Genomic DNA, 24,778 nt, shown 5'->3' on the forward strand with positions numbered 1-24,778 from the left:
ATCCGCAGTGCATCACCAGCAAGAAATCAATCGGACTTGGCAGGTAAAGTGCTGGGCCATATGCGGATGTTGCAGAAAAAGCCAAAGAGAGTGGCGAAGTACTTCGAGCATCCGGCTATCCGCTACGCATCGTAAACGTATTAGCCCACCGGGTTAATAGCAGGTGTTAAAGTGAGGTGCTCCCATGTTTGTTTGAGGGAATGGGGTCATGAAAAATTGAAGATAAGCTTTATTGTCGATTTTTAATAACCCATAATTGTCCGGTCAGAATATTGGAGAGCTCCTATGGGTTTTTTATCATCACTTAAATCTATTTTTTCAGGCACCGGGGAGTCATCTCCCAAGGCTGGTGAGCCAACTGAGCCCCTGGAGTACAAAGGTTATACAATCATACCAGCACCGCAATCAGAAGGAGGGCAATATCGAGTCACGGCCCTGATTCGCAAGGGGGAGTTGGAGCATCAATTTATACGCTCAGATATCATCATGACTCGAGATGAGTGCATAGAGGTTACTCTACGTAAAGCTAAAATGACCATTGATCAGCAGGGTGATCGTATTTTTTAGCCTTAAGAATCATCTTGATTGTGGTTTCCAGAAAGGCTGGACAAGATGTTTTGCATCTGTTGCAAGCTCTGGTCGTAGAGTGACTGTTTGTTTTCGTCTGCTTCCTGATAGCGAGTATCCTGAGGGATCAGGCTGTCCAGCAGGTCTTGACCAAAACTGAAAGGTGAATCCAGAAAGTCCAGCGCTGGATTACCGAATTGATTGGCAAGATCATGCATCATGTGCCCGAGCTTGCGTCCAGGGTTTTGGGATTCTCCCAGCCCCTGAACCTGTTGATAGGCTGCTGCTACGCTGTACTGCTCTGAGCGAGTCAGCGTTAAACTCATTGAGGCCAGTTCGGTTTTGTCCATTTGAAACTCAGTCGCCTGCTGGAAGGCTGCCTGCACGTCACCATCAAAAAAGTCATCAGCAATCAGGCTTACATCCTGAATCAGGTTTTCAATCGCTTCAAGCTCATCCTCATCCAGATCACCCTTTACAACAAACTGGTAGTTGCTGCTTTGGCTCCGATCTATACTGAACGCCGCAGCCGAGTTACCTTCACCATCGTTGTAGGCGCCAAAGCTGGCCTGATAGTCGTTGGAGTTGGAAAAGTCAATCGTGACGGTATCACCATCCTGGGTTTTGAGATCCAAAGAGAAGCTTTCTGACTTGGAGTAGCGCTCTGCCGCAAACATACTGCTGGAAACAGGAAATCGTTCTGATGTGTCTGCGGCAGGATTAATAGCATTCAAGGCATCTAACGTTTGGTCGAAAGTTGTGTTGATCGTCTCAGATATATCATCGGTGAGCAGGTTCATTTCTTCAAGAATATCACGGGCCTCGTCAAACCCTTTTTTTACTCCTGCTACCGCATCATCATAAAGTTTCTGAATTTCCGCTTCGGATTTACCCTCTTGGCGGGCTTTCTCTAAACCCTGTGAAACAAAATTACTAATACGCTCAGCCACTTTCTCGGGAGAGAAAGCTCCTGGGTTTAAGTCTTTGCTCTCACTGCTGCTGACACCGCTAATTTTTTCATTGAGAACCTGCTGTAGAACATTACCCGCTTTGGATTCAGCATTGGCCTCAGAACCACGTGGGTCCTGTTGGCTAAAGGACGTCAAGGAGTTGGATTGATGGCGGTAAAATGATTCTTGACTATTTAATGTGACGAGCATGGCGCAGACCTCCCATTGGTAACACTATCCAGCCTTAACGCTATCGGCCACTGGAGACAATAGTTTAGTCAGAAAATAACTACCATGAGCGAATTTCAGCATCTAATGGGCTGCAGCCGTTTATCATCAACAAATTGATACCAAAAAAATGTGTTATGTACCGATAAAGCGGATGATAAAGTGGATCGCTTTCAGGTGAGAAAGGAACAGGAGTATACACAGATTTTTTTGTGGGGTTTTGAATGATTAGATATGTGATAGGCCGTTTATGCTGTGGCTTACGCTTTCCAAATTGCTTGGCTGTTTCTGTAAGCCGTGACAGTTGATGGCGCCTTCAATCGCTCAGAGTGTCTGTTGCTAGGTATCGTTAATTAAGTGCTGAAAACAGTTAAATATCTGCGAGTAATGGTGTGTTGTCGAGATACTGATGAATAAAGATATATTACAACTGACTTTAAGGAGCTATTTGCAGAATACTCAAGTTCATGAACATGAATTCCATCAGTTAGTACTTCCTGTTAAGGGGCAGCTTGAGCTGGACGTAGGTTGTATTTCTGGTGTTGTTGATAAGCAGCATGGGGCGGTGATTGCAGCTGGAAGGGAGCATAGTTTTGAAGGGCGTCAAGAAAATTGCTTTATCGTTGCAGATATACCCAGTGGACTTGCTCCGAGGTTGGAAGCATTGCCTGCATTTCTTGAGTTGGATGGAATTGTTGTCCAGTATATTCGATTCTTGCACGAAGAATTAGTGCTGAGGAAAGATGCTGTTAATCCGCTGCTTCAACGACAGATGCTATTGTTATTAGTCCAGTTATTGGATGAGCGGTTTGGGTCACGAAAAACAGTGGATCGCCGTGTAGAAATGGCTCGTGCATATCTGGAACAGAATTTTGAAAAAACCGTAACTATGGGGTCGTTGGCAAATACCGCTAATCTAAGCGAACGACATTTACGGGAGTTATTTCAATCCAGTTATGGGATGTCACCCAGCCAGTATTTAATGGAATTACGCATGCAAGCTGCCTGGAACCTCTTGAAGACAACGGAGCATAGTGTGCAGTCTATATCTGAGAAAGTGGGGTATCAGAATATCAGTGCATTCAGTGATCGCTTTCGAAAACACTTTGGATCTTCGCCGCAGCAGTTTCGCCGACAAGGCAAATAATTACGCCGCCCCGGCAAAGATCTTTATTAACCTGCCTATTAGAATAAAGCCTTCGATAAATTTAGTTAGGCAGCTATTCTATGGCCAGATCAGGTAAAACAACCTTACAAGCAACACTGGTAGGTTGTATTGCGATTCTATTATGGGGGCTGTTAGCCTTTTTAACCCAGTTAGCTGGCAGTATTCCTCCATTTCAATTATTGGCTACCTGTTTCACTCTTGCTTTCGGAGTCATGCTGGTAAAATGGTATTTTTGCGGTCAGTCGATCAGATCAATAGCAAATCAGCCTATGTTAGCCTGGTTGGTCGGCATCGGGGGATTGTTTGGTTACCATGCGTTTTATTTCGTTGCGCTTTCCAAAGCTCCTGTTTTAGAGGCTAGCCTCATTGCCTATCTGTGGCCCTTATTGATCGTGCTGTTTTCTGCTTTTCTTCCGGGCGAACGCTTATATATTCGTCATCTTATCGGTGTTGTGCTCTCATTGTTTGGCTGTTGGTTACTGCTTGGCGGAGCTGATAGTGACTTTGATCTTGGATATTTAGATGGCTATCTGGCAGCGATCTGTTGTGCTCTGATATGGGCGGTTTATTCGGTTGCAGGCCGATGGGTCAGTCAGGTTCCTACAGACACTGTTGGTTTATTTTGTGGGGTTTGTGCTCTGCTTGGTTGGATCAGTCATTTGTTTTGGGAGGATACGATCTGGCCTCAGAGTGGTCTTCAGTGGTTAGGCATCGTAGGTCTGGCCCTTGGGCCTCTAGGTGTGGCATTTTTTGCCTGGGATTATGGGGTAAAACGAGGTGATTTACAGATGCTGGGTGTTCTATCCTACGCAGCCCCACTTATTTCTACAGGAATATTAATCCTGTTTACGGATATTGAAGCGACGGCAGCTGTCTATCTGGCTTGCGGTGCTATAGTCGGTGGGGCGTTGGTTGCCTCGATGGGAGGGTTGTTGTTCCGTAAGCTAAAAGGTAATAGAGTGAGAGAGCGGTTAACTTAGGGAAGGCTATCTGCAAATTTGTAACCTGCGCATAGTTCTTAATACTGATTTTTAGATCTAGTAAAGCTTCAATATATTGATTTTAAAGACTATACGGGCAATTACCAGGGTATGAATTATCTGAAGAAGTTTTGTGCCAACCAAGAAGGTCGTGATTTTGTCTGCGGAGATATTCATGGTCAGTTACGGCAGCTGTATCAGGCTATGGCGGAGGTGGCATTCGATCCTAATGTAGATCGACTTTTTTCAGTCGGTGATTTAGTTGATCGCGGAGCTCAATCAAAGAACGTATTTGAATTGCTTCATGAACCCTGGTTTCATGCGGTTCGGGGTAATCATGAAGCTATGATGTTCGATGCCTATCAAAGTCGTGAGCCTCGAGTGTTTTCTTCCTGGATGAAAAATGGAGGGCAATCCTGGGTGAAATCGGATGTTGATTTTTTTGATAAAGACCCACATTTTTCAATGCTGGTCGACAAGCAATGTCAAGAGCTTCCCTGGGCCATTGAACTGTCTCTGCGGGATGGGCGAGCTGTTGGACTGGTGCATGCCGAGTGCCCTTGTGATGACTGGTCTGATCTTGAACCAATGCTTCAAAGTGAGGGGCAGGAAGGTATAAAAGTTCGGCGTGATTCTCTTTGGGCCCGGAGTATTAAAGAACCTTTGTTTGGTGAGACCGTAGCAAATATCGATCTGACGGTTCATGGCCATACCGTGTTTCCTAATCCTATCCGCCGTAGCAATCGTTGTTACATAGACACAGGGGCTTGCCTGCACAGCAATAAGTTCTGGCGGCTTATCAAGAAAAGCCGGGGCTATCTCAGCCTGATTAAAGTTGAGAACTTATTTGATATTCCACAACACAGTTGGCAGACACTGTTTGAGATGGAAAAGAGCTGCTGAACAGGGCCTTCTCTGATTGTCGATGGATGCTGGTACCAGAGTCTTTGCTGCTCAAATCGGGCTAGTTAAAAAGTTCGCTAACAAATAAAACTGATGTCATTGTGGCGGCAAACGCGACCATCCAGGGAATGTACTTTTCAGTGCGTTGAATTATATTGAGCATATCTCCTCCTTGCTGAGCCAAACGGCAAAGTCAGTGTTCCATTAGTGTGCGAATCCAGAGAGCGACGGCTGAACAGCTAAGACAAAACTATTCATTGATCAGAGCAGTCCAAGGTAAAAGAGCTTTGGTAGTCCTTTTATTGCTTTTTCTACAAAAGAAGGACCGGTCCTCCAGTAACCGCGGTGAATGATACTCTAATATTGTCATGTGACAAAATCATGGATTGCATAACTGCTGCGCTAAATCATTTTTCCACTGGGGCATTCTGCTTATACTGAACTAAGTCCCCTTTTGATCTGGCCATACCGTATTATGTCTATTGCAAGTTATTATCAAATCGTTCAGAAAACCTACGTTGCCTATTATGGTCGAGCGGCTGACCCTGCAGGGCTGGAGTACTGGGCAACCAGGCTTGATGATGCTGGAGGTGATCTCAGTCAGATTATTGATGCATTTGGTAACTCTGTTGAGGCTGAGGCGCTTTTTGGATCAGCATCTAATGAAGAAAAAGTGACGGCTATTTACCAACAACTTTTTAACCGTGCTCCTGATTCGGGAGGACTCCATTTCTATACCACAAAGCTGGCATCGGGTGAGATGACTCAAGCGAGTATTATGTTGGACGTACTCAACGGTGCGTTATATGAAGATGCTTCGATTATTGAGAACAAACTAACGGTAGCGAATGCATTCACTGAGAAGTTGGTGGAAGAAGGAACAGCTGATTTATATGCCGGAGAGGAGGCCGCAATTCAGGTCAGAAACTGGCTATCGGTTATTGATAGCTCATCGGCTAGTCGAGCCAGTGCCACTGCTCAACTGCCGCAAATGGTACATCAACTGGGCTCAGACACAGTTGTTACTGTAGCAGATGTCACGGTGACAGAATCAGAGGGTTTTGCTGAGATTGTCGTAAGTCGTTCGGGCTACCTTTATCTTGAAAGCAGTCTACAAGTATCCACTTCGATAGGATCTGCTATCGAAACTGATTTTTCAGTTATTTCAAAAAATGTTCTATTTGAATCAGGCGTTTCTGAAATTACAGTGTTGGTTCCAATACTGGACGATGACAAGTTAGAGGATATTGAAACTTTTTCCGTGGTTCTTTCTGATGCTGTTAATGTGAGTTTGTCAGGGGAAGAGTCTACAGTTTCTATTCTCGATAATGATGTTGGGATTTTTGTTACCGATATTGAAGTTTATGAAGACTCTAACATCATAGAGCTTACTATCGGTCGAATGGGGGATCTGTCACAGGTAAGCTCAGTAGGTTATTCAACAACCAGTGGTAGTGCAGCGGCATCCAATGATTTTGAGGCAGCTTCCGGTACCGTTTTGTTTAATGCCGGAGAAGCATCTCAGGTTGTTTTTTTAACTGTTAATGATGACAACGTCTTTGAAGAAGACGAGATCTTTTATGTCGATCTTTTTTCTCCTGTCAATAGTGAAATTACGGATGGGAGAGCTGAGGTAAAGATATTAGCTAATGATCCCGTTGTGAGTGTAGATGATGTTACTGTTAACGAAGATACGGACCGCATTACCATTACTTTTCAAAGAATGGGGGATCTTTCTGTAAAAAGCAGCGTTGAATATTCAACTGGAGATGGCTCTGCTGCTGCAGAGATTGATTATTTGAGCGCTAGTGGTGTACTAACCTTCGAATCTGGTGAATCAGCCAAGTCTTTGCAATTAACGGTCCTTGATGATAGCTTGCTGGAGGGGGATGAGTACTTTCGTTTGTCTCTCTCTGAGCTACTTAATGCTAGTTTAAGCTCTTCCCGCACTATCATTACCATTCACGATGATGAAGCACCTTCATTTAATACTGAGGATTTCAACCAAACAGTTGATGAAGATGGAATTCTGGTTGGTGCTATAGAGCTGACCAACTCTGATCTGAATATCGATGTTACATACTCGCTGGCGTCAAGCGCTCAGAAGGGGTCGGTGACAATAACGTCTGATGGCAGCTACCACTACATGCCGTACTCTGATGCAAACGGCTCTGACAGTTTTCAAGTGAGGGCAATAAGCAACGGGAATATCGAATCACTGTTAACAATTGAAGTAAGCATTGTACCAGTGAATGATGCTCCTGTTTTTGAGTCAGACACGATAGAGCTGACGACCGCAGCAAATTCTTCTGTATCCGAAGCTGTGATTGCTACTGATGTAGATTCATCGGTAATAACATATACCCTGGGAAGCGCACCTACTCAGGGGCGAGTTCAGCTAAGCTCTCAGGGCAGTTATACCTATACTCCAGATACTAATTTCTCGGGATTCGATTCGTTTACTGTTGTCGCTGATGATGGTGACGGGGGGACAGATACTGTAACAATTTCCGTTACGATTGGGGCTCCGGACAGTAAATCTCTGGAATCTGGAAGTTATTGGCCGACCAGTAATCTGACCTATAGTTTTAATCAACAAATCCCGAGTTATTACAATAGCTACGGAATAGATTTAACAGGCTGGACACCCCTTTCAAGTGGGGCGGAAACTGCGGCCAGACAGGTTCTTTCGAATGTAGCAAGTTTTGCAGATCTTTCTATATCAGAAGATTTTACAGGAAGTGGAGATATCAGGTTTAATGCAGTTCAGTTGGACGGGATCGGTGGCTATGCTTATTACCCGTCTTTATCGTTGATTGGTGGTGATATTTTTATCGACGCTGATAAACAATCAGAAGACGTATATCAGGCAGGAAGCTCTCCTTATCATACAATTATTCATGAAGTTGGCCATGCGTTGGGTTTAAAGCACCCCTTTGATAGTCCTAATATACTGACTGATCAGCTTGATACCTCTGATTACACCGCTATGTCTTATACAGAGGCGAGAAACCTGCTGGCGGATTTTGACTACAACACTCAAACCCGGGAGATCTCTGTCGACTATGATTGGGGGGCAATGCCCTCTTCATTCTCATTGCTTGATGTCGCAGCTCTTCAGTCCATTTATGGTGCGAACTTGGATACGGCTACTGGAGATGACAGCTACTCTTTGACTTTTGCTGAAAGCAAGTATTTGACGATATGGGATGCTGGTGGCAAGGATATCATTAATGTCTCATCAGCTTCAGGTGATACAGTTATTGACCTTCGGCCTGGCCAGCTTTCTTCAGTTGATGTAAGAACGATTGAACAGCAAATAGCTTCAACCCTTGCTTGGCTGGATGGGCAAGGTGCACCTGATTATAGTGCGTGGGTCAGTAATATTTATGATTCCAAATCAGATTTTCTCTATACCGGGGAGAACAACTTGGCTATTGCATACGGGGTTTGGATTGAAAACGTAACCACCGGAACGGGGGATGACGTGATTTATGATAATGCTGTTAACAACATTATTCAGACCGGCGCCGGTGATGATCTAGTTCAGTTATATGAAGGTGGCTATGACACTGTTGATGGCGGTACGGGTAGCGATACGTTGAAGCTCAATACTTTATCCAGTCTCGTTACCATTGAAGCACTTGGTGGTGGATCTTACCTTTTAGAGGGTGAAGGGTTTGGTGTGGAGGTTGTGGGGGTCGAGACAGTTAGTTTTACCGATACCAGTTTGTCGCTTGCTTAGCCTTGAGGTTCTTAATCACGAGTAGCTGGAATTCGACTAAACTAACCCATTGATATACCTGAAAAGCGATTAAGGCAGTGTCTTTATTGGGGAAGACAATGGATAGAGTATTCCTGCTGGCAGGGGCATTGGCTACTGCTCTGTTCTGTGATCTGGCAAACTCCGATCCGACCTTTGAGATAAGCATGTCTAGCAAAGTGGCGGAAAAAGGGCACACTTTTCAAATTTTGGTTGGACTGAAAACAGATGAACCTATAGAAGATATTGTTATTTCTGTAACTGAGCCTGATGGTTTTTATATTGAGGCTATGGAATCTCCTGGTATCGCTGCTGAAAATGAAGCGATGACTGACTTTCATAGCGTTTTAAAAATAGGAAGCCTCGGCCAAAAAAGTTCAGTTACTGCAGTGTTTAAAGTCTGGCCTCCAGATCTCTTAGGCAATCCAAGAGAGGGGGAGAAGAGATCGCTATACTCAACAAGAGCGCCAAAAGTGTTTTCTGTTAATGTTTTCTATAAAGCAAAGAATGGCTCAGCGATAACAGAAAGAATATATACAGAGAAAATTTCGATTAGATATACCACCTCAATTGGCCACTATATACTTTCGGGATTATTTGGTGTTTTGCTCGGGTTTATTGTCAAAATAGCGACTCAATATAAAGAAGAAATCAATGCGTCCTTAAAGAAAGATGAGGCACTGTCTCAGAAAGCAAAAGCTTTCTTTATTGAAGTTTTTCTGGCTCGATTTCCGTTACTGTTAACGTTATTAATTATTGGCTTCGGATTGCTGTTATCCCTTGCAAAGGATGGACTTCCCGTCACAAGCTGGCATCAGGCCATTGCACTTGGTATTGGAATTGGTCTGTTAAGTGATGAGCAGCTGATTACAAAAATCAAGAAATATAAGGTTTGAGGGTGTTTGTACGGAACAGAAGGCCCATAAATTGCTCGCTTAAGCAAAAAATGGGTAGAACTAGGCAGGTTCTTTGTATAAAAACCTTTAAGTTTGCTCAATTATTTCGGATTGAAAATATTTCTTTCGTAACGAGAAAGAAATATGTAGGTATCCAGTTTGAAAAAACTCAAATCTCAGCTAACCTTCTGCGACCAATGAGAAAATTGCAATTAAGACATGGAGTCAAAAATGCCACAGGTTTTATTCTGGAATGTAGAACGATTAGGGATGGGGACAGATCCAAGAATCAAAGAAATGGTAAGTTGGGTTGTTGACTATGCAATTGAGAATTTTAGTGTAAGCGATATCTACCTCTGCGAAGTGACTTCGGATTTTGAACTTCTACTGCCTTCCCTTTCCCACATTCCAAGGGGGTATCAAAAAGAAGGATTTGTGCAAAAGATATCAAGCCGAACGACTAGTGCCCAACTAGGCTATTCACACATCAGCACAACTGAACATCCACCAGCAGATCCTGCCAAAATTACTCTAAAGTCGCACTCTCAGGTTTTTGGTATGCTTCCTGGTCAGTTTGGGCATATGGTAAACCCCATTAGACATCTTGTTCGTCATGGGAAAAATATCTACGTATTGCATGCAAACTCAGGAAAAGGCGGTGGTGCTCCTTATCAAATTATTAGAGCCTGGGTGCAAATATATTACGATACTTTTTCTTCTTTTCCGGTACTTTTCGGTGATTTGAACTGTGAGCCAGAAGTTCTTGAGCAAACAAGAAAAAATTATATCAAAATATTGAATGCAGCTTTTAATTCTAACTCAAATATACCTCGGGTGAACGCTTCTTTAAAACAATGGAGTATAGCGGCGGCAATTGAGGCGCTAGAAGATATGATTATTCTAGCAGATTCTCCTACATTTAAAGTTAACCCTTTATATAAAGGGATTGATTCAACTCGTAAAACTTACGATTACGTTGTAACGGTAAAAAATAATAACGTTTACGTCGAAACTTTTGATTACAGACGTCAATTTGGATATCGTGAAGAGTTTACGACCAAGGTTTTTGGTGGGTATTTAGTGGGAGGAACTGGCTGCCCTTCTGATCACTTACCTATCTATGTTAGCTGGGGCGATTAATAGGAGTCGGAGTATAGGTTGGATATAATTTTTTGCTAGGGAAAGTGTTATTAAAAGACCCCTGCGTTACTCTTGTTTATCATCCATTTTCCAAGGCTTATGATGCGATTCGTCTGCTTCTCGATCTTATCGAGTGGCCTGGCCGCAGACCCGTTGTACAGATGCCATCGGTTATTCCCTGCTCAGCCAGCCACTTTCTGTTGGTGAGCTGATGGGGTCAGACTCTCATTCAGCGTGCATTCAGTTCTTAGTCGAAAACACCGACAGTATCTAAAAGTAGCATCAATATCAGAGAAACAGCTGTGAAAGCGTAGAGCCAGAAAAATATAGCAGCTAAGACCCGATCAAAGGCGCTAGTGTGTTCACGAAGTAAGTCTGCATTCGCAAACATTGCCGACAAGGGGCTTTCCTTGAATCTGTCAGTCAAGGTTTTAGGTAAAGCTAATGCTTGGGCTGCATTCAGAATATCCCAGCCACTAGTAAACTCCATACCCAAGCTGTCCTTAGTGGCTGGATTCTTTCTTAGCCTCCTAACGGTAGTCTATTTTATCTATATTGGCTTTAAGCTCTGCAATGTAGGCACGCCTATTCGATGATAGTAGATACCGCTGTCAGGATGCTTCCAAGGTTTGGCCATGCTGCTCATTTTCCATACTCCACGAGGCACGTGAAGCAACTGTTAGAAACACTGCTCTTTACCAGCGTTTTGTACCAGTTGCAAAGAGTCTGGAAGTTGTAACTACATGAAATCAAAGAAACTCTTTTCTATCAAGAGTTTATAAAGATTGGTAGGACTAGGCAGATTCGAACTGCCGACCTCTACCATGTCAAGGTAGCGCTCTAACCAACTGAGCTATAGTCCTGAGGTGTGGTGCGTATTATAAGCGTGGCTTTTCGTTTGGCAACCCCCGATCTAAAAAAAAATCGGGGGTTGGTGATATGCCGAAAGTTGCATGCTAAGTCGATCGATGAATCAACTATTTCACAAGTGCATGCTGCTTAAGATCATTGAGTTCATCCCTGTATTGGGCTGCTTTTTCAAATTCCAGATCTTTTGCAGCTTGATACATCTTTTCTTCCAGTCGGCTGATTGCATTGCTAAGCTCTTTGGGTGACATCTGTGCTGGATCAACGTTATATTCAGGTGAAGGTTCAGCCACTTTGCGACTGCTACGCGATTGTTTCTTACCGGGTACACGAGCTCCTTCCATGATGTCTGCAATAGATTTATTGATCCCCTTAGGGTTTATGCCGTGGGCTTTATTGTGCTCAATCTGTTTCTGTCGTCGTCGACTGGTCTCGTCGATTGCTCGTTGCATAGAACCTGTGATTCTGTCTGCATAAAGGATTGCCTTGCCGTACAGGTTGCGGGCCGCTCGGCCTATGGTTTGTATCAGTGAACGTTCCGAGCGAAGGAAGCCTTCTTTGTCAGCGTCAAGAATAGCGACTAATGAGACTTCCGGCATGTCGAGGCCTTCGCGGAGCAGGTTAATACCTACCAGAACATCAAATTCACCGATACGTAAATCTCGAATAATCTCCACTCGTTCTACAGTATCTATATCCGAATGCAGATAACGGACTCGAATGCCATGTTCACTAAGATATTCGGTCAGATCTTCGGACATGCGTTTGGTCAGGGTAGTGACCAGTACCCGTTCCTCTTTCGCAACGCGAACATTGATTTGAGACAGCAGATCGTCAACCTGTGTTGTTGCTGGTCGCACCTCAATTTCCGGATCTATCAACCCGGTGGGGCGTACCACCTGTTCCACGACCTGGCCTGTATGTTCTGCTTCATAATTCCCTGGAGTGGCAGATACGAAAATAGCCTGGGGGGCGAGGCTTTCCCATTCTTCAAAGCGCATTGGACGGTTATCCAGGGCTGATGGTAGTCTGAATCCATACTCCACTAAGGTCTCTTTACGCGAGCGGTCACCTTTATACATGGCACCCAATTGGGGAATAGTAACGTGGGATTCATCGACGACAAGCAGGGCGTTATCCGGTAAGTAATCGAACAATGTTGGTGGGGCTTCGCCCGACCCACGGCCGGACAGATAGCGGGAGTAATTTTCGATTCCGTTGCAATATCCCAACTCCAGAATCATCTCCATATCAAAATTTGTACGCTGTTCCAAGCGCTGCGCCTCAACCAACAAATTGTTGGAGCGTAATTGCTCTAGCCGTTCTTTAAGTTCAATACGAATATGATCTACGGCCTCTATGAGTGTCTCTTTTGGAGTGACATAATGGGACTTGGGATAAACAGTAACCCTGGGGACCTTGCGTAGAGTCTCACCCGTGAGTGGGTCAAAATAGCTGAGGTTTTCAATTTCGTCATCAAATAACTCAATTCGTATTGCATCTTGCTCGGACTCAGCCGGGAACACATCAATCACATCCCCCCTGACTCGATAAGTGGCGCGATGCAGTTCAACATCATTACGTGTGTATTGAAGTTCGGCAAGACGGCGCAAAATATAGCGTTGATCAACGCGGTCACCCCGATCCAGGTGCATCATCATTTTTAAGTAGGAATTGGGATCACCGAGTCCATAAATTGCAGATACCGTGGCAACAATGATGGCATCTTCTCGCTCCAGCAGTGCTTTAGTAGCGGACAGGCGCATCTGCTCGATATGTTCGTTGACTGAAGCGTCTTTTTCTATAAAGGTATCTGAAGCAGGTACATAAGCTTCCGGTTGGTAGTAGTCATAATAAGAGACAAAATATTCAACCGCGTTTTTAGGGAAAAATTCTTTGAACTCACCGTAAAGCTGGGCAGCAAGCGTCTTATTGGGTGCCATCACAATGGTGGGACGCTGTAAGTTGGCGACTACATTGGCGATAGTAAAAGTTTTGCCGGAACCGGTGACTCCCAGGAGGGTTTGAGCGGCTAAGCCCGCCTCAATCCCATTGGTTAATTCGATTATGGCAGAGGGTTGGTCCCCTGCTGGTTGAAATCGGGACTCGACTTTAAAATAGTTACTCATTTGGATTCCTGATGATCTGTAAATCCGGTATCATTATCCAGTTATATTTTGGGTGATGCTGATGTGGCAGATAATGGATGAAGACCACAATTTCCCGAAATAACTCACTTTCGAATACCGTTTGATACTGTCTTTGGTATCTGGTTTTTGACATCTAGTTTCGACACACAGCTTTGATTAAGAGGATAAAAGCTTGGACGTGCAACTTTCAGATCGCGTAAATAATATCAAGCCATCTCCCACTCTTGCCGTTACTAACCGAGCGGCAGAGCTTCGCGCGGCGGGTAAAGACATTATCGGACTTGGTGCCGGTGAGCCAGACTTTGATACTCCGGATCATATCAAGGCGGCAGCCATTCAGGCCCTGAATGACGGTTTCACCAAATATACCGCGGTTGACGGTACTCCTGCACTTAAAAGCGCTATTATCGCTAAATTAGAGCGCGATAACGAGTTAACTTATACCCCTTCGCAAATTCTCGTTTCCTGTGGTGGTAAGCAGAGTTTTTTTAACTTGTCTTTGGCATTAATTAACGCTGGAGATGAGGTCATTATTCCTGCCCCTTATTGGGTTTCCTACCCTGATATGGTTGCGGTATCTGATGGCATACCCGTGATCATTCGCACAACTCAGGAGCAGCGTTTTAAGTTGACTCCTGAGCAGTTAGAAATGGCTATTACCCCGAAAACCAAGTTGGTTGTGCTCAATAGTCCTTCCAACCCAACAGGTGTGGCCTACTCTCGCAGTGAGCTAAAGGCTCTGGGAGAGGTGCTGTTGGCACATCCTCATGTGATGGTTGCTACCGACGATATGTATGAACATATTCTTTGGGCTGATGAGCCTTTCTGCAATATTTTGATGGCGTGTCCTGAGCTCTATGATCGTACTATTGTGCTTAACGGTGTTTCCAAGGCTTATTCCATGACGGGATGGAGAATAGGCTATGCTGCGGGTCCGGAAAAGCTGATTAAGGCGATGAAGAAAGTGCAGTCTCAAAGTACTTCTAATCCCTGTTCTATTTCTCAGGTAGCCGCTCAGACAGCATTACAAGGTTCACAGGATTGTGTTACGGAAATGCTGACGGCTTTTAAGCATCGTCATGTTTTTGTTATCAAAGCACTTAATGAGATTGAAGGTGTTGAGTGTATACCTGCAGATGGAACTTTTTATGCGTTCCCCAGCTTTCAGAAGGTAATTGATAGTCATCCTGCATTTGAAGATGATATTGATTTGGCCGAGTTTTTGCTCAACGAAGCCGGTGTTGCACTAGTTCCTGGGTCAGCCTTTGGGGCTCCTGGAAATATGCGTTTGTCTTTCGCGACCAGTATGAAGGTTCTGGAAGATGCGATTGGTCGGATCAAGCAGGCTCTGGAAGCCTAGAATCCAGTTTATTTGATTTTTGAAACCGCGAACCTGTTCGCGGTTTTTTTTACGTCAGCGACTATGGGCGTTTGCGATTATTCTGCTCCTTTCTCTCTTAAGAACTTTGCCATTTCTGCGTCTTCACTAATATGGGTCAACAGCCAGGAGCGTAGCAAACTCAATAAGGAGTGGGCGGCGGAGGGATCATCCATTAATGCTGCACCATCAAAATCAAAAGTTTTCTGCGCTGAAATATCATGCTGACTTTTGTGATTTTTTAGGTCCGGATAAGCGTATTTTTTCATCAGCAATTCTTCTGTGGTGAAGTGCAGGATCGTCAATTCACGTAACTGATTGAGAATCTGAACAAGGGCGACAGGGTCTTCCTGATGGTTAAGAATATCCTGAGTCTGATTAATCATATCGATCAGTTGCTGATGTTGATCATCTATTACCCTGATATTCAGTTGAAGCAAGGGGGTCAATTTTAATGGACGCATAATCACTCCAGGGATTAGAGGAGTTCAAATATTAATGACAATTACCGGCGATTCTAATTGGCAGACTCCTGAATACAGTCTTACTCAAGATACTACGTTGTATAGTTTAGTTGCCTTTAACTCCATGCTTTTTATCTTCTGGTATTGTTGGCCAGATACTGCTGAGAATAGCTCCAAGGTTGAATAAAAAAGGTGTGTCCACCATATCGATTACTGAGCATTCTTTTATCTGTGTATCTCTGGTTTGGGCTGAAGGTAGCAGCTGTCCGCTGTTATCCAGAACAACCGATACGATTGGAAACGGAACATCCTGGCCAGAGGCACTGACGACTCCGAGTTCACCATTGGCCAGTTTGACCCAGGCCCCGGGTGGGTAAACCCCTAAAATATCGATCAGGTTTTTTACCAGGGTAACATCGAGTTGCTCACCTCTTTGCAGGAATACTTCCTTAATTGCGTATTTTGGGGTCTTTATTCCCCGATCACCTCTAGGGCGCACCATTGCTGCGTAGATGTCGGCAATAGCAAGCACTTTGGCACCCAGGGATATATCTTCCTCTTTTAGGCCATTGGGGTAGCCACTGCCATCCAAACGTTCATGATGTTGTTCGACAGCATTAAGCCACAGAGCATCCTTGACTCCTGCTTTCACTAATATGCTACGACCTGTTGTAGCGTGCTTTCGGATAAACTTCAGCTGGGACTCTGTCAGGGGAGTCGCTTGACGATCCAGTTTACTGTCTTGCAGGTCCAGCATCGCGATATCCTGGGTCAAGGATGCGCAAATAAGCAACAGGCGTGATGAAGGCGTCATGCGGGCCTTTTTACCCAGAAGCTCACAAAGTACGCCAGCCATTAACTCTTTGATATACTGGTGCTTTGGGGTCCTGTTGAGCTGGAGTGCAGCGAGGATGCCGCTCTCATGATGTTTACAGGCGTTTTGGATCTGGTGAGCAAGATACAAGCAACGGGAGATCTGTTTGCGATCCGGTGTAACCATCAGTCGATCATAGGTTCCCACCAGAAATTGGTGGCGTGCGTCCACCCAATCAAATACTGATAGATTGTTAGTGTCAGAAAAAGTTTCAATGGCCTGGGTGTTGCTCATTCAGCCCCCTTATAAGGAACGAAACTCCAGCTACCAAACACCCGATATCTACGTTCAGCTCAGAACTGAGAGATCTCTGGGATCAAGGATAAGTTGATATGAAAAATGATTAAAATCAAAAAGATACTAAGCTAGATCTTGCCTGGTAAATATCTTTCCCCTATCACCTGTATCCATGACTTTGTGCTCGAAAGAGATTGTTTCGTAAATTCAAACGGGCGTATTATTACTGTTCATTAGCACCGCTGAACAGTGATCCAGATCAGTGTTTTATCATAATAGTTGATTTTGCGGGCTGTATAAGATTTGCAAGTTTTCAAAACAGCAGCGATTGCAGTTCTGTGTCAGCCGCTGCTGAATACTGGGAGCTGGCATAACGACTATATCCTTTCTGTCATCATTTCAGCCCCAAGTGGTCGCAATGGCTAAAGGTGCTCTTCTGCGTATTCTGCAAGTCGACTGCGAACCACGCTTTCTAAATGAATCGTGGCTGCCCCTGAGTAATCCTTAAAGCGTTCTACTATGTAAGTTAACCCCGAAGTTAATGGCGTGAGATAGTTGGAATCTATCTGGGCTAGATTTCCCAGGCAGATCATTTTGGTTCCTTTACCACAGCGGGTAAGGATTGTTTTAAGTTGTGAAGGGGTTAGGTTTTGAGTCTCATCAATTAGCACAAGTGCGTCCTGAATGCTACGTCCACGGATAAAGTTCAGGGACTTAAACTGAATGTTGGCTTTTTCAATCGTGTATTTAATGCTGCTTTGAGGTTGCTCATCACTTTCATGCATTGCTTCCAAATTATCTTGTATTGCAGCCAGCCAAGGGGTCATTTTTTCTTCTTCGGTACCAGGCAGAAAACCGATGTCTTCGGCTACCGGAGGAGTCGATCGGGTAACAATTATTTTGTTGTATCGACCTTGCTCAATGACCATTTCTAAACAGCTGGCCAAGGCTATTAGTGTTTTGCCTGATCCCGCAGCACCATTGAGAATGCAAAGATCTATGTTAGGGTCGTTGATTGCATCCATTGCAAATGCTTGGGCAATATCTAGCGGTTTAATTCCCCAGCATTGACGATCTTTCAGGAACCGCTGATTAATATCCATTAGCGTCAGTTCTTTTTCATCAACCTCTACGATACGGGCAGCAAATTCCTCTTGGTCGTAAATATATTCATTTAAAAAGGCGTCAGGTAAATGATCTCTGGAGATGCGGTGAAATGTACGGCTGCCGTGTTGCTGTGATTTTACGTCGTTAACCTGATCCCAGAAGTTTCCCTCTAACTCCCTGTAGCCTTTGGCCAACAGATCAAGATCAGAAATCAGCTGGTCAGTACGGTAGTCTTCTACGCGTTTAAGACCCACCCCCAAAGCTTTCAGGCGCATGTTGATATCTTTAGTGACAAGTATTACCTGGCGAGCGGGATTGATTGATTGAAGGTGCAAAGCCGTATTGATAATCATGTTGTCATTGTTACTGCGGTCTTGCAAAAAACCTTTGTGGATATCCAGTTCATGGTCTGGAAAGATGGAGAGCTTGCCAAGCTCCATGGATGCATCTGCTACCGGTAGTTTGATCGGGACGCCAGTTGTAATTTCTTCTGGTGATTTGGCGAATGAGAGGATTTTATCAATCTTTCGAATAGCTATACGTGCTTCTTGAGCCACATTTTGTTTGCGGTCTTTGATGCGGTCGAGTTCTTCCAGCACGGTGATAGGAATAACAACATCTTGCTCTTTAAATTCAGTCAGGCTGTTGGGATCGTGAAGTAGAACATTGGTATCCAGAATGTAGAGCTTGGATGCGCGCATAGAGTTCTCCTAAGTGGATAGGCCAGATTTACGCCGAGCATTCAACATGTTATGTATATTAAGCCGTAGACTGATATGCAAGTGCGCAATTATCATACCGATTGATGTTACGTTTTGAAGAAATATTTGTTGTGTGCTCTTTATTGTTGTATTCACTCCTTTCGGAGACTGGGTATCAAGGTAATCCGGAATTTTGCGATGTTTCTACAACCTTTTTGCTGTCGTTATAACAGAAGTCTCAGGAGCTTTTTCAGCTAAGGAACCTACCAACAGGTTGCTCTGAAGGCCCCAAAGGACTCGCTGAGAACATAAGGGACTTATTTGCAGGTTCCCTGATGAGATACAGATAATGAATCGGCTGGTCATGTGAAGCAGATCTTCTTCCTGCTGTCAGTTTCATTAGTTTTACCTTTATATAGAGTACTCTTTTGATGCTTGGTTCTAAAATGTGAACGATGGTGTAAATATGAGTGATGTCTATGAGGGTTGGTTGCTATGCTCTTAGCCAACTATAGTTAATGCGTACAAGAAACGAAAACCTGAACAGGAAATATGGAGCACCTGACTGGAGTTTAGGAGTAAGCTATAACTGTTTGTTAATCAGTTTGTTATTACTTGTTAGTGGAGTCAGTAAGTTTTTTGGCTCATGTATAAGTCAACCACCGGTCTCTTTGGAAGGGCATCGGTTAGGAGATGTCTATGACTGGAAATCAATTTGTTACTACCAGTGTTACTCCAGAAGCTAACCTTGATATTCTCTCACAATATGAACTGGTCAGACTGCAGGATAAAAGTGGCAGTGGTCTGTACCGGCTATTTCGAAAATGTGCTTTGGCTGTCCTTAACTGTGGCAGTGAGTTGGATGACGCTCGCCAAGTTCTTGAGCTATTTAAAAATTTTGATATTCAAATCAGCCAAAAGCACCGGGGGGTGCAACTTGACCTGATTAATGCCCCTGCTAGTGCATTTGTGGATGGAAAGATCATCAGTGGTATTCGAGAGAATCTGTTTGCGGTACTGCGTGACCTGCTGTACGTGGGTGATGAGTTAGAGCTGACCCATGATGAGCTGACAACTTCTGAATCAATTACTAATGAAATTTTCCATGTACTCCGTCATGCCAAGGCGCTGACTCCCGGGATAAAGCCTAATCTTGTTGTCTGTTGGGGAGGGCATTCTATCGGCCGTGAGGAGTATCTTTATACTAAAGAGGTTGGCTATGAACTTGGATTAAGGGGGTTCGACGTTTGTACCGGCTGTGGTCCTGGAGCCATGAAGGGACCAATGAAGGGAGCAACTATTGCTCATGCTAAACAACGTATTGGTAATGGGCGCTATGTGGGTATCTCGGAGCCTGGAATTATTGCTGCTGAATCGCCTAACCCTATCGTTAATGAGCTCATTATCATGCCTGACATCGAGAAACGCCTGGAAGCTTTTGTGCGTCTTGGTCATGGTTTTATTGTCTTTCCTGGCGGTGCCGGTACAGCCGAGGAAATTCTCTATATATTGGGTTTGATGCTGGATGACAGGAATAAAAACACCGCTTTGCCTTTGTTGTTTACCGGTCCGGAAAGCGCTTCAGGATACTGGACGGCAATCGACCGTTTTATTGCAGATACTCTCGGTGAAGAGGCCCGTAAATACTATAGTATTGTCACTGGTAATCCCGCTGCTGTGGCCAGGGCTATGAAAAAAGGTATGAAGCAAGTCACCGATCATCGTAAGGCTACCAGCGAGTCTTACCATTTTAATTGGTTACTCAATATCGATTATGAGCTTTTTCAGAATCCCTTTGAACCGACCCATGAGAACATGGCGGAGTTAAACCTCAGTAAGGATCAGCCTGTCCACGAGCTGGCGGCAAACCTTCGCAGCGCCTTATCAGGCATTGTTTCAGGGAATGTAAAAGAATCAGGCATTCAGGCTATAGAAACACACGGACCTTTTAAACTAACAGGTGACCCTGAGTTGATGAAGTCTCTGGATGCCATGCTCAGGTCATTTGTTGATCAAAGACGCATGAAACTGAATCATGAAAAATATGAACCCTGCTATCGTATTCAGCTTTAACTGCGGTACTCAACCAATCAGCAGCGAAGTGAAGTTCTTTGCTGCGTTGAAGGGAAGCCTGCCTTCTATCAGGCAAGCCTCCCTTGGTTAATAATTAACAGTGGTTAATCGGTACTCATATTCTCTCGAACAATGCAGCGATACCTTGTCCGCCACCGATACACATCGTAACTACAGCGTATCGCCCTTGGGTACGTTGCAGTTCATATAACGCCTTTACGGTGATCAATGCCCCCGTTGCACCTATAGGGTGTCCTAAAGATATCCCACTGCCGTTAACGTTTACCCTGTCCGCAGGCAGCTCAAGATCACGGCATACAGCCAGCGCCTGAGCGGCAAAGGCTTCATTCACTTCCCATACATCAATATCGCTGATGTCTAAGCCTGCTTTGTCAAGCAGTGATCGTACAGCAGGTACCGGTCCGATACCCATATACTTGGGTTCCACTCCCGCATAACTATAAGAATTTAAGCGTGCCAGGGGCTTGATTCCTTTGGCCTCTGCTGCTTCTTTAGACATGAGAACGACAGCCGCCGCCGCATCATTCAGTCCAGACGCATTGCCTGCCGTAACTGTTCCTTCCTTCTTAAAGGCTGGGCGCATACCTGAAAGTTGATCGACAGTCATACCGTTTCGAACATGCTCATCAGTATCGAATACTGTTACACCTTTACGGGATTTAATTTCGATTGGTAGGATTTGCTCTTTAAAGCGACCTTCGGCAATCGCTTTTTCTGCCCGGTTATGACTTTCTGTAGCCAGTGCATCCTGCTCCTCACGGCTAATGTTCCATTTTTCAGCAATATTCTCAGCAGTGATTCCCATATGGGTATTATCAAAGGGGCAGGTTAGGGCACCAACCATCGCATCTATTATCTGACCATCACCCATGCGCTGTCCGAAACGAGCTCCAGGAATCCAGTACTGAGTACGACTCATCGACTCTGAGCCTCCCGCAACCGCTGCTTCACACATTCCTAACTCGATTTGCTGCGTGGCAGATACAATCGCTTGTAAGCCGCTGCCGCAGAGTCTATTTACGGTAAGGGACGGAGTTTCATGGGGTAAACCGCCTTCTACCGCAGCGACCCGGCTTAGATACATGTCCCGCGCTTCCGTGTGCACAACATTACCAAAAACGCTGTGTCCTATTTCTTCGGGGGCCAGGCCAGAGCGTTTTACCGCTTCTTTGACGACAGCGGAAGCCAGATTACAGGGGCTCATCGTTTTCAGGCTGCCGCCAAAATCACCGATGGCTGTTCTAACTCCGCTTACTACTACAACTTCTTTATTGCTCATTGTTACTCCCTGCGAATATCGCTTGTAAATTAGGGCTGTTTATTTTTCAGTGCTAATTATGGGGTTATTTGAATTAGAAGTCTTTAATGTAATGTGAATATCAAGTGTATAAACATTGAGTTCAGGTCAATATACCGTTGTTTTATTACTCCTCTGGCTGTTTTTCTATCGGATAGGGGGCAGAAACAACTGTCGAGCAGGCTATGGTCGAAGTTCATCTGTTAGTTAACAACATAAGGGTTGGCTTTGTCAGTGCTCAATGCTAGCCCTTTAGTCTAAGCTTTTCCTATAAATTGACTAAGGAACCTTCGAACAAGTCCATTATGTTCCAGCGAGCTCTAGAATGGCTAAATGTGGGTTGCGGAATGAGGAGTCCTTTCCGGGCTGTTTGACAATGCAGGTAGCTGTTCTAGGGCCGAAGGGACTTGTTTGCAGGTTCTCTAAAGTAGTGTGCGGCCAACAATCGGTCTTCAGTGGTAATATGTCGATCTTGTGTATAGAAACCTCAACAAAAGGGAAAATTAAAAATGAGATGCCATGAAGTGGAGTACCGAATCATTGGAGATGCCATGCAAGTGGTTGAAGTTGACCTGGATCCTGGCGAGTCGGTCATTGCTGAAGCAGGAGTAATGAACTACATGGAAGAGGGAATCGCCTTTGAAACAAAAATGGGAGATGGTTCGGACCCTGATCAGGGACTGTTTGGAAAGCTATGGTCTGCTGGCAAACGAGCGGTAACAGGTGAGTCGTTGTTTATGACCCATTTTGAAAACCGAGGAGTAGGTAAGCAGCATGTTGCCTTCGCCGCACCCTATCCTGGCACTATCGTTCCGATTGATATGGCTAAAGAGGGCGGCACCATTACTTGCCAGAAAGATTCTTTTCTTGCTGCTGCGTTGGGTACAAAAGTCGATATTGCTTTTTCTCGTAAGCTGGGGGCAGGTTTTTTTGGAGGGGAGGGGTTTATTCTGCAAAAGTTGGAAGGTGACGGTATGGCCTTTGTTCAGGCAGGAGGAACAATCGTTCGTAAAGAACTTAATGGACAGACGCTTCGGCTGGATACAGGGTGTCTGGTAGGATTTACTGAAGGCATTGAGTACGATATAGAAATGGTATCCGGGCTGAGATCCATGCTTTTTGGTGGTGAAGGTATGGTGCTAGCCACTTTACAAGGAACCGGGTCTGTATGGATTCAGAGCTTACCATTCTCAAGGTTAGCTGACCGTATTCTCGCTAATGCGCCTGCACTAGGTGGAAAAAGTCAAGGGGAATAACTGATGAACTGACAACCCTGTTTAATTAAAGGGACTTGGGAGATACGTCTATGTAATAGATAATGTTTCGATAAATAGCGTGTTCGGAGATATGGTGAAAAATCAACTAGTGCTCACACTCACCACAATGCGAGGATCCAGACAATACTCACTCAATAAGGTGATGAGGTATTTGCTGGTGTCTGTTATCGCATTGATATTTTTAGGTTTTTTATTAGGCAATTTTTTATTGGTGAGAACAAATGATCAGCTGTCGTTACTTGAGGTAAACCATCGGACGTTGGAAAATCGCTATGAGGATGTACTGGAAAATTACGAGAATGTTCTGGGAAGTCGCGAGCTGTATAAGACGGAGCTGGACCAGTTATCCGATAGTATGAGGACCGTTGAATCAGAGCGTAGCCGACTGGAGAGAGAATTTCATTCCCTGGCCAGTCGGTATGAAGAGGTATTGGGAAGTAGTCAGCTATACCAAAATGAGTTGGATCTGCTTAATGACAATATTGATCAAATTGAATCTGAGCGTCGGCAGTTACAGAAAGAGTCTGCACTTGTTGTATCAGAACGGACGCTCTGGGCAGATTCTCTGAGGGTACTGGAACGGAAAATGGGGTTGCCGGTATCAGAAGAAATGACGCTGGATCGATCCATGGAATTGCAGCAGATCGCCAATGAGAGGTTGTTTATGTTACGTGGGATTCCCAATGGAATGCCGATGAAAGAAGGGCGAATGACTGATCGATTTGGTATGCGAACTCACCCTGTCAGCAAGAAGCAAAAGATGCATTACGGTGTAGATTGGAGTACAAATATCGGGACTCCAGTGTTCGCTACTGCGGACGGCGTTGTTGAATTTTCTGGATATCATAAGAAAAGCGGTTATGGTAAGTTGTTGATCATCAGCCATAACTTTGGTTTTAAAACCTACTACGGTCACCTGGACAAACAGGTGGTTAAAGGCGGAAATGTTGTTAGGAAGGGGCAGTTGATCGGCTATAGTGGTAATACCGGCAGATCTACCGGGCCTCATCTCCACTATGAGATTCGCTACATTTTTAAGCACTTAGACCCAGTACCGTATTTAAACTGGGATATAGAAAACTATGAAAATCTGTTTACCCAAAGTAAGGGGATCGCATGGGATTCCTTAAGAAAGATGCATCCGTTAAATCAGCTCGAAGCGCCGTTACTATAATTGCAGAAGGAAATAAATTTACCGGTGATATGAGCGTAGTTGGAAAGATGCACATAGATGGTGTGTTCGAAGGGACGATCGCTTCTCTGGATACAATTACCGTAGGCACTCGGGGTGAAATTCACGGTAATGTTCGAGCCCATCAAATCAATGTTTGTGGGTTGCTTCAGGGCGAAGTTATTTGCGATGAACTGCATATTGAGGACGGTGGGCGAGTTCGAGGAACCGTCTATAGTGAAAAAATGATTGTCCAAACCAACGGGTGCTTTGTGGGAGAGCGATATCTAAAAGAGCAAAGCACTAACGATGTGGCGACGAACACTCCCTTAACCGTCGGAGCAGCGTCTGAAGAGTTAGCGCAGACCCTTGAAGGGTTGCCTGACAGAGTTACGCTTGTATCGGAACAAAAGTTTTCAGACAAGACTGGACAAAACCGTGCCATGAGTAGTGCTTCTGAAAGTGAAATTCCAGAACAGACAAACGGGAATGAAACAGATTCCGAGGAAAGCATACAAAAAAACTCTATCCAGCAATAACAATGGCAATGTTCTTATATTAGGTAA

General features: G+C 44.6%; 19 protein-coding genes and 1 tRNA gene. 12 read left to right on the forward strand and 8 right to left on the reverse strand.

The window, feature by feature from the left end; translation table 11 throughout:
* The first annotated feature begins 285 nt into the window (after positions 1-285).
* On the forward strand, positions 286-567 hold the full coding sequence (locus BGP75_RS00060; protein ID WP_076713787.1) for an HlyU family transcriptional regulator: 282 nt from the start codon (positions 286-288) through the stop codon (positions 565-567).
* Between the two features lie 2 nt (positions 568-569).
* Here BGP75_RS00060 and BGP75_RS00065 read toward each other — a convergent pair whose 3' ends face one another.
* The gene (locus BGP75_RS00065) at positions 570-1,727 is read right to left on the reverse strand and encodes a DUF5610 domain-containing protein (protein WP_076713789.1); all 1,158 of its coding nucleotides are present in this window, start codon (positions 1,725-1,727) and stop codon (positions 570-572) included.
* A 427-nt stretch (positions 1,728-2,154) separates the two neighbouring features.
* On the opposite strand from BGP75_RS00065, the gene BGP75_RS00070 reads away from it, so the two are divergent.
* The 6 genes from BGP75_RS00070 to BGP75_RS00095 all read left to right on the forward strand — a co-directional run bounded on the left by BGP75_RS00070 (position 2,155) and on the right by BGP75_RS00095 (position 10,595).
* On the forward strand, positions 2,155-2,892 hold the full coding sequence (locus tag BGP75_RS00070) for an AraC family transcriptional regulator (protein ID WP_076713791.1): 738 nt from the start codon (positions 2,155-2,157) through the stop codon (positions 2,890-2,892).
* An 80-nt stretch (positions 2,893-2,972) separates the two neighbouring features.
* The gene (locus tag BGP75_RS00075; RefSeq protein ID WP_076713794.1) at positions 2,973-3,893 is read left to right on the forward strand and encodes a DMT family transporter; all 921 of its coding nucleotides are present in this window, start codon (positions 2,973-2,975) and stop codon (positions 3,891-3,893) included.
* Between the two features lie 111 nt (positions 3,894-4,004).
* The gene (locus BGP75_RS00080; RefSeq protein WP_076713795.1) at positions 4,005-4,796 is read left to right on the forward strand and encodes a metallophosphoesterase; all 792 of its coding nucleotides are present in this window, start codon (positions 4,005-4,007) and stop codon (positions 4,794-4,796) included.
* Positions 4,797-5,271: 475 nt separating this feature from the next.
* Positions 5,272-8,541 carry a Calx-beta domain-containing protein gene (locus tag BGP75_RS00085; protein ID WP_076713797.1) on the forward strand — a complete coding sequence of 1,090 codons (3,270 nt, stop codon included), beginning with the start codon at positions 5,272-5,274 and terminating at the stop codon, positions 8,539-8,541.
* 98 nt (positions 8,542-8,639) lie between these two features.
* Positions 8,640-9,455: a hypothetical protein gene (locus BGP75_RS00090; RefSeq protein WP_076713800.1), complete on the forward strand. Its 816-nt coding sequence runs from the start codon at positions 8,640-8,642 to the stop codon at positions 9,453-9,455.
* A gap of 231 nt (positions 9,456-9,686) precedes the next feature.
* Positions 9,687-10,595, forward strand: a complete 909-nt coding sequence (locus tag BGP75_RS00095) for a hypothetical protein (protein ID WP_076713802.1) — start codon at positions 9,687-9,689, stop codon at positions 10,593-10,595.
* A gap of 247 nt (positions 10,596-10,842) precedes the next feature.
* Here BGP75_RS00095 and BGP75_RS00100 read toward each other — a convergent pair whose 3' ends face one another.
* The 3 genes from BGP75_RS00100 to uvrB all read right to left on the reverse strand — a co-directional run bounded on the left by BGP75_RS00100 (position 10,843) and on the right by uvrB (position 13,591).
* Complete coding sequence (locus tag BGP75_RS00100) at positions 10,843-11,085, reverse strand: hypothetical protein (protein ID WP_076713805.1); 243 nt, start codon at positions 11,083-11,085, stop codon at positions 10,843-10,845.
* A gap of 296 nt (positions 11,086-11,381) precedes the next feature.
* A tRNA-Val gene (locus BGP75_RS00105) sits at positions 11,382-11,458 on the reverse strand.
* A 114-nt stretch (positions 11,459-11,572) separates the two neighbouring features.
* Entirely contained in the window at positions 11,573-13,591 is a 2,019-nt protein-coding gene (gene uvrB / locus BGP75_RS00110; protein ID WP_076713807.1) for an excinuclease ABC subunit UvrB, read from the reverse strand.
* A 193-nt stretch (positions 13,592-13,784) separates the two neighbouring features.
* Between uvrB and BGP75_RS00115 the strand changes: the two genes are divergently transcribed.
* Entirely contained in the window at positions 13,785-14,972 is a 1,188-nt protein-coding gene (locus BGP75_RS00115) for a pyridoxal phosphate-dependent aminotransferase (RefSeq protein WP_076713809.1), read from the forward strand.
* Positions 14,973-15,049: 77 nt separating this feature from the next.
* Here the strand turns inward: BGP75_RS00115 and BGP75_RS00120 are convergent, their stop codons facing one another.
* From BGP75_RS00120 to BGP75_RS00130, 3 genes are all read right to left on the reverse strand, one after another.
* Entirely contained in the window at positions 15,050-15,454 is a 405-nt protein-coding gene (locus BGP75_RS00120) for a bacteriohemerythrin (RefSeq protein WP_076713811.1), read from the reverse strand.
* Between the two features lie 106 nt (positions 15,455-15,560).
* Complete coding sequence (locus BGP75_RS00125) at positions 15,561-16,562, reverse strand: HD-GYP domain-containing protein (protein WP_076713813.1); 1,002 nt, start codon at positions 16,560-16,562, stop codon at positions 15,561-15,563.
* Positions 16,563-16,987: 425 nt separating this feature from the next.
* Positions 16,988-18,373, reverse strand: a complete 1,386-nt coding sequence (locus BGP75_RS00130; RefSeq protein ID WP_076713816.1) for a PhoH family protein — start codon at positions 18,371-18,373, stop codon at positions 16,988-16,990.
* A 699-nt stretch (positions 18,374-19,072) separates the two neighbouring features.
* Here BGP75_RS00130 and ppnN point away from each other — a divergent pair.
* Positions 19,073-20,446, forward strand: coding sequence for a nucleotide 5'-monophosphate nucleosidase PpnN (gene ppnN / locus BGP75_RS00135; RefSeq protein ID WP_076713819.1), 1,374 nt, complete (start codon positions 19,073-19,075; stop codon positions 20,444-20,446).
* Between the two features lie 115 nt (positions 20,447-20,561).
* Here ppnN and BGP75_RS00140 read toward each other — a convergent pair whose 3' ends face one another.
* Entirely contained in the window at positions 20,562-21,746 is a 1,185-nt protein-coding gene (locus BGP75_RS00140; RefSeq protein WP_076713821.1) for an acetyl-CoA C-acyltransferase family protein, read from the reverse strand.
* Between the two features lie 527 nt (positions 21,747-22,273).
* Here BGP75_RS00140 and BGP75_RS00145 point away from each other — a divergent pair.
* The 3 genes from BGP75_RS00145 (at position 22,274) to BGP75_RS00155 (ending at position 24,751) form a co-directional block, all read left to right on the forward strand.
* Positions 22,274-23,020: a TIGR00266 family protein gene (locus BGP75_RS00145; protein ID WP_076713823.1), complete on the forward strand. Its 747-nt coding sequence runs from the start codon at positions 22,274-22,276 to the stop codon at positions 23,018-23,020.
* A gap of 232 nt (positions 23,021-23,252) precedes the next feature.
* Positions 23,253-24,215: a M23 family metallopeptidase gene (locus BGP75_RS00150; protein WP_233152802.1), complete on the forward strand. Its 963-nt coding sequence runs from the start codon at positions 23,253-23,255 to the stop codon at positions 24,213-24,215.
* Positions 24,158-24,751, forward strand: coding sequence for a polymer-forming cytoskeletal protein (locus tag BGP75_RS00155; RefSeq protein WP_076713827.1), 594 nt, complete (start codon positions 24,158-24,160; stop codon positions 24,749-24,751). The genes BGP75_RS00150 and BGP75_RS00155 overlap by 58 nt, the downstream gene beginning before the upstream one ends.
* Positions 24,752-24,778: the final 27 nt, after the last annotated feature.

The organism is Motiliproteus sp. MSK22-1 (assembly GCF_001968815.1).
Taxonomy (GTDB): Bacteria; Pseudomonadota; Gammaproteobacteria; order Pseudomonadales; family Balneatricaceae; genus Motiliproteus.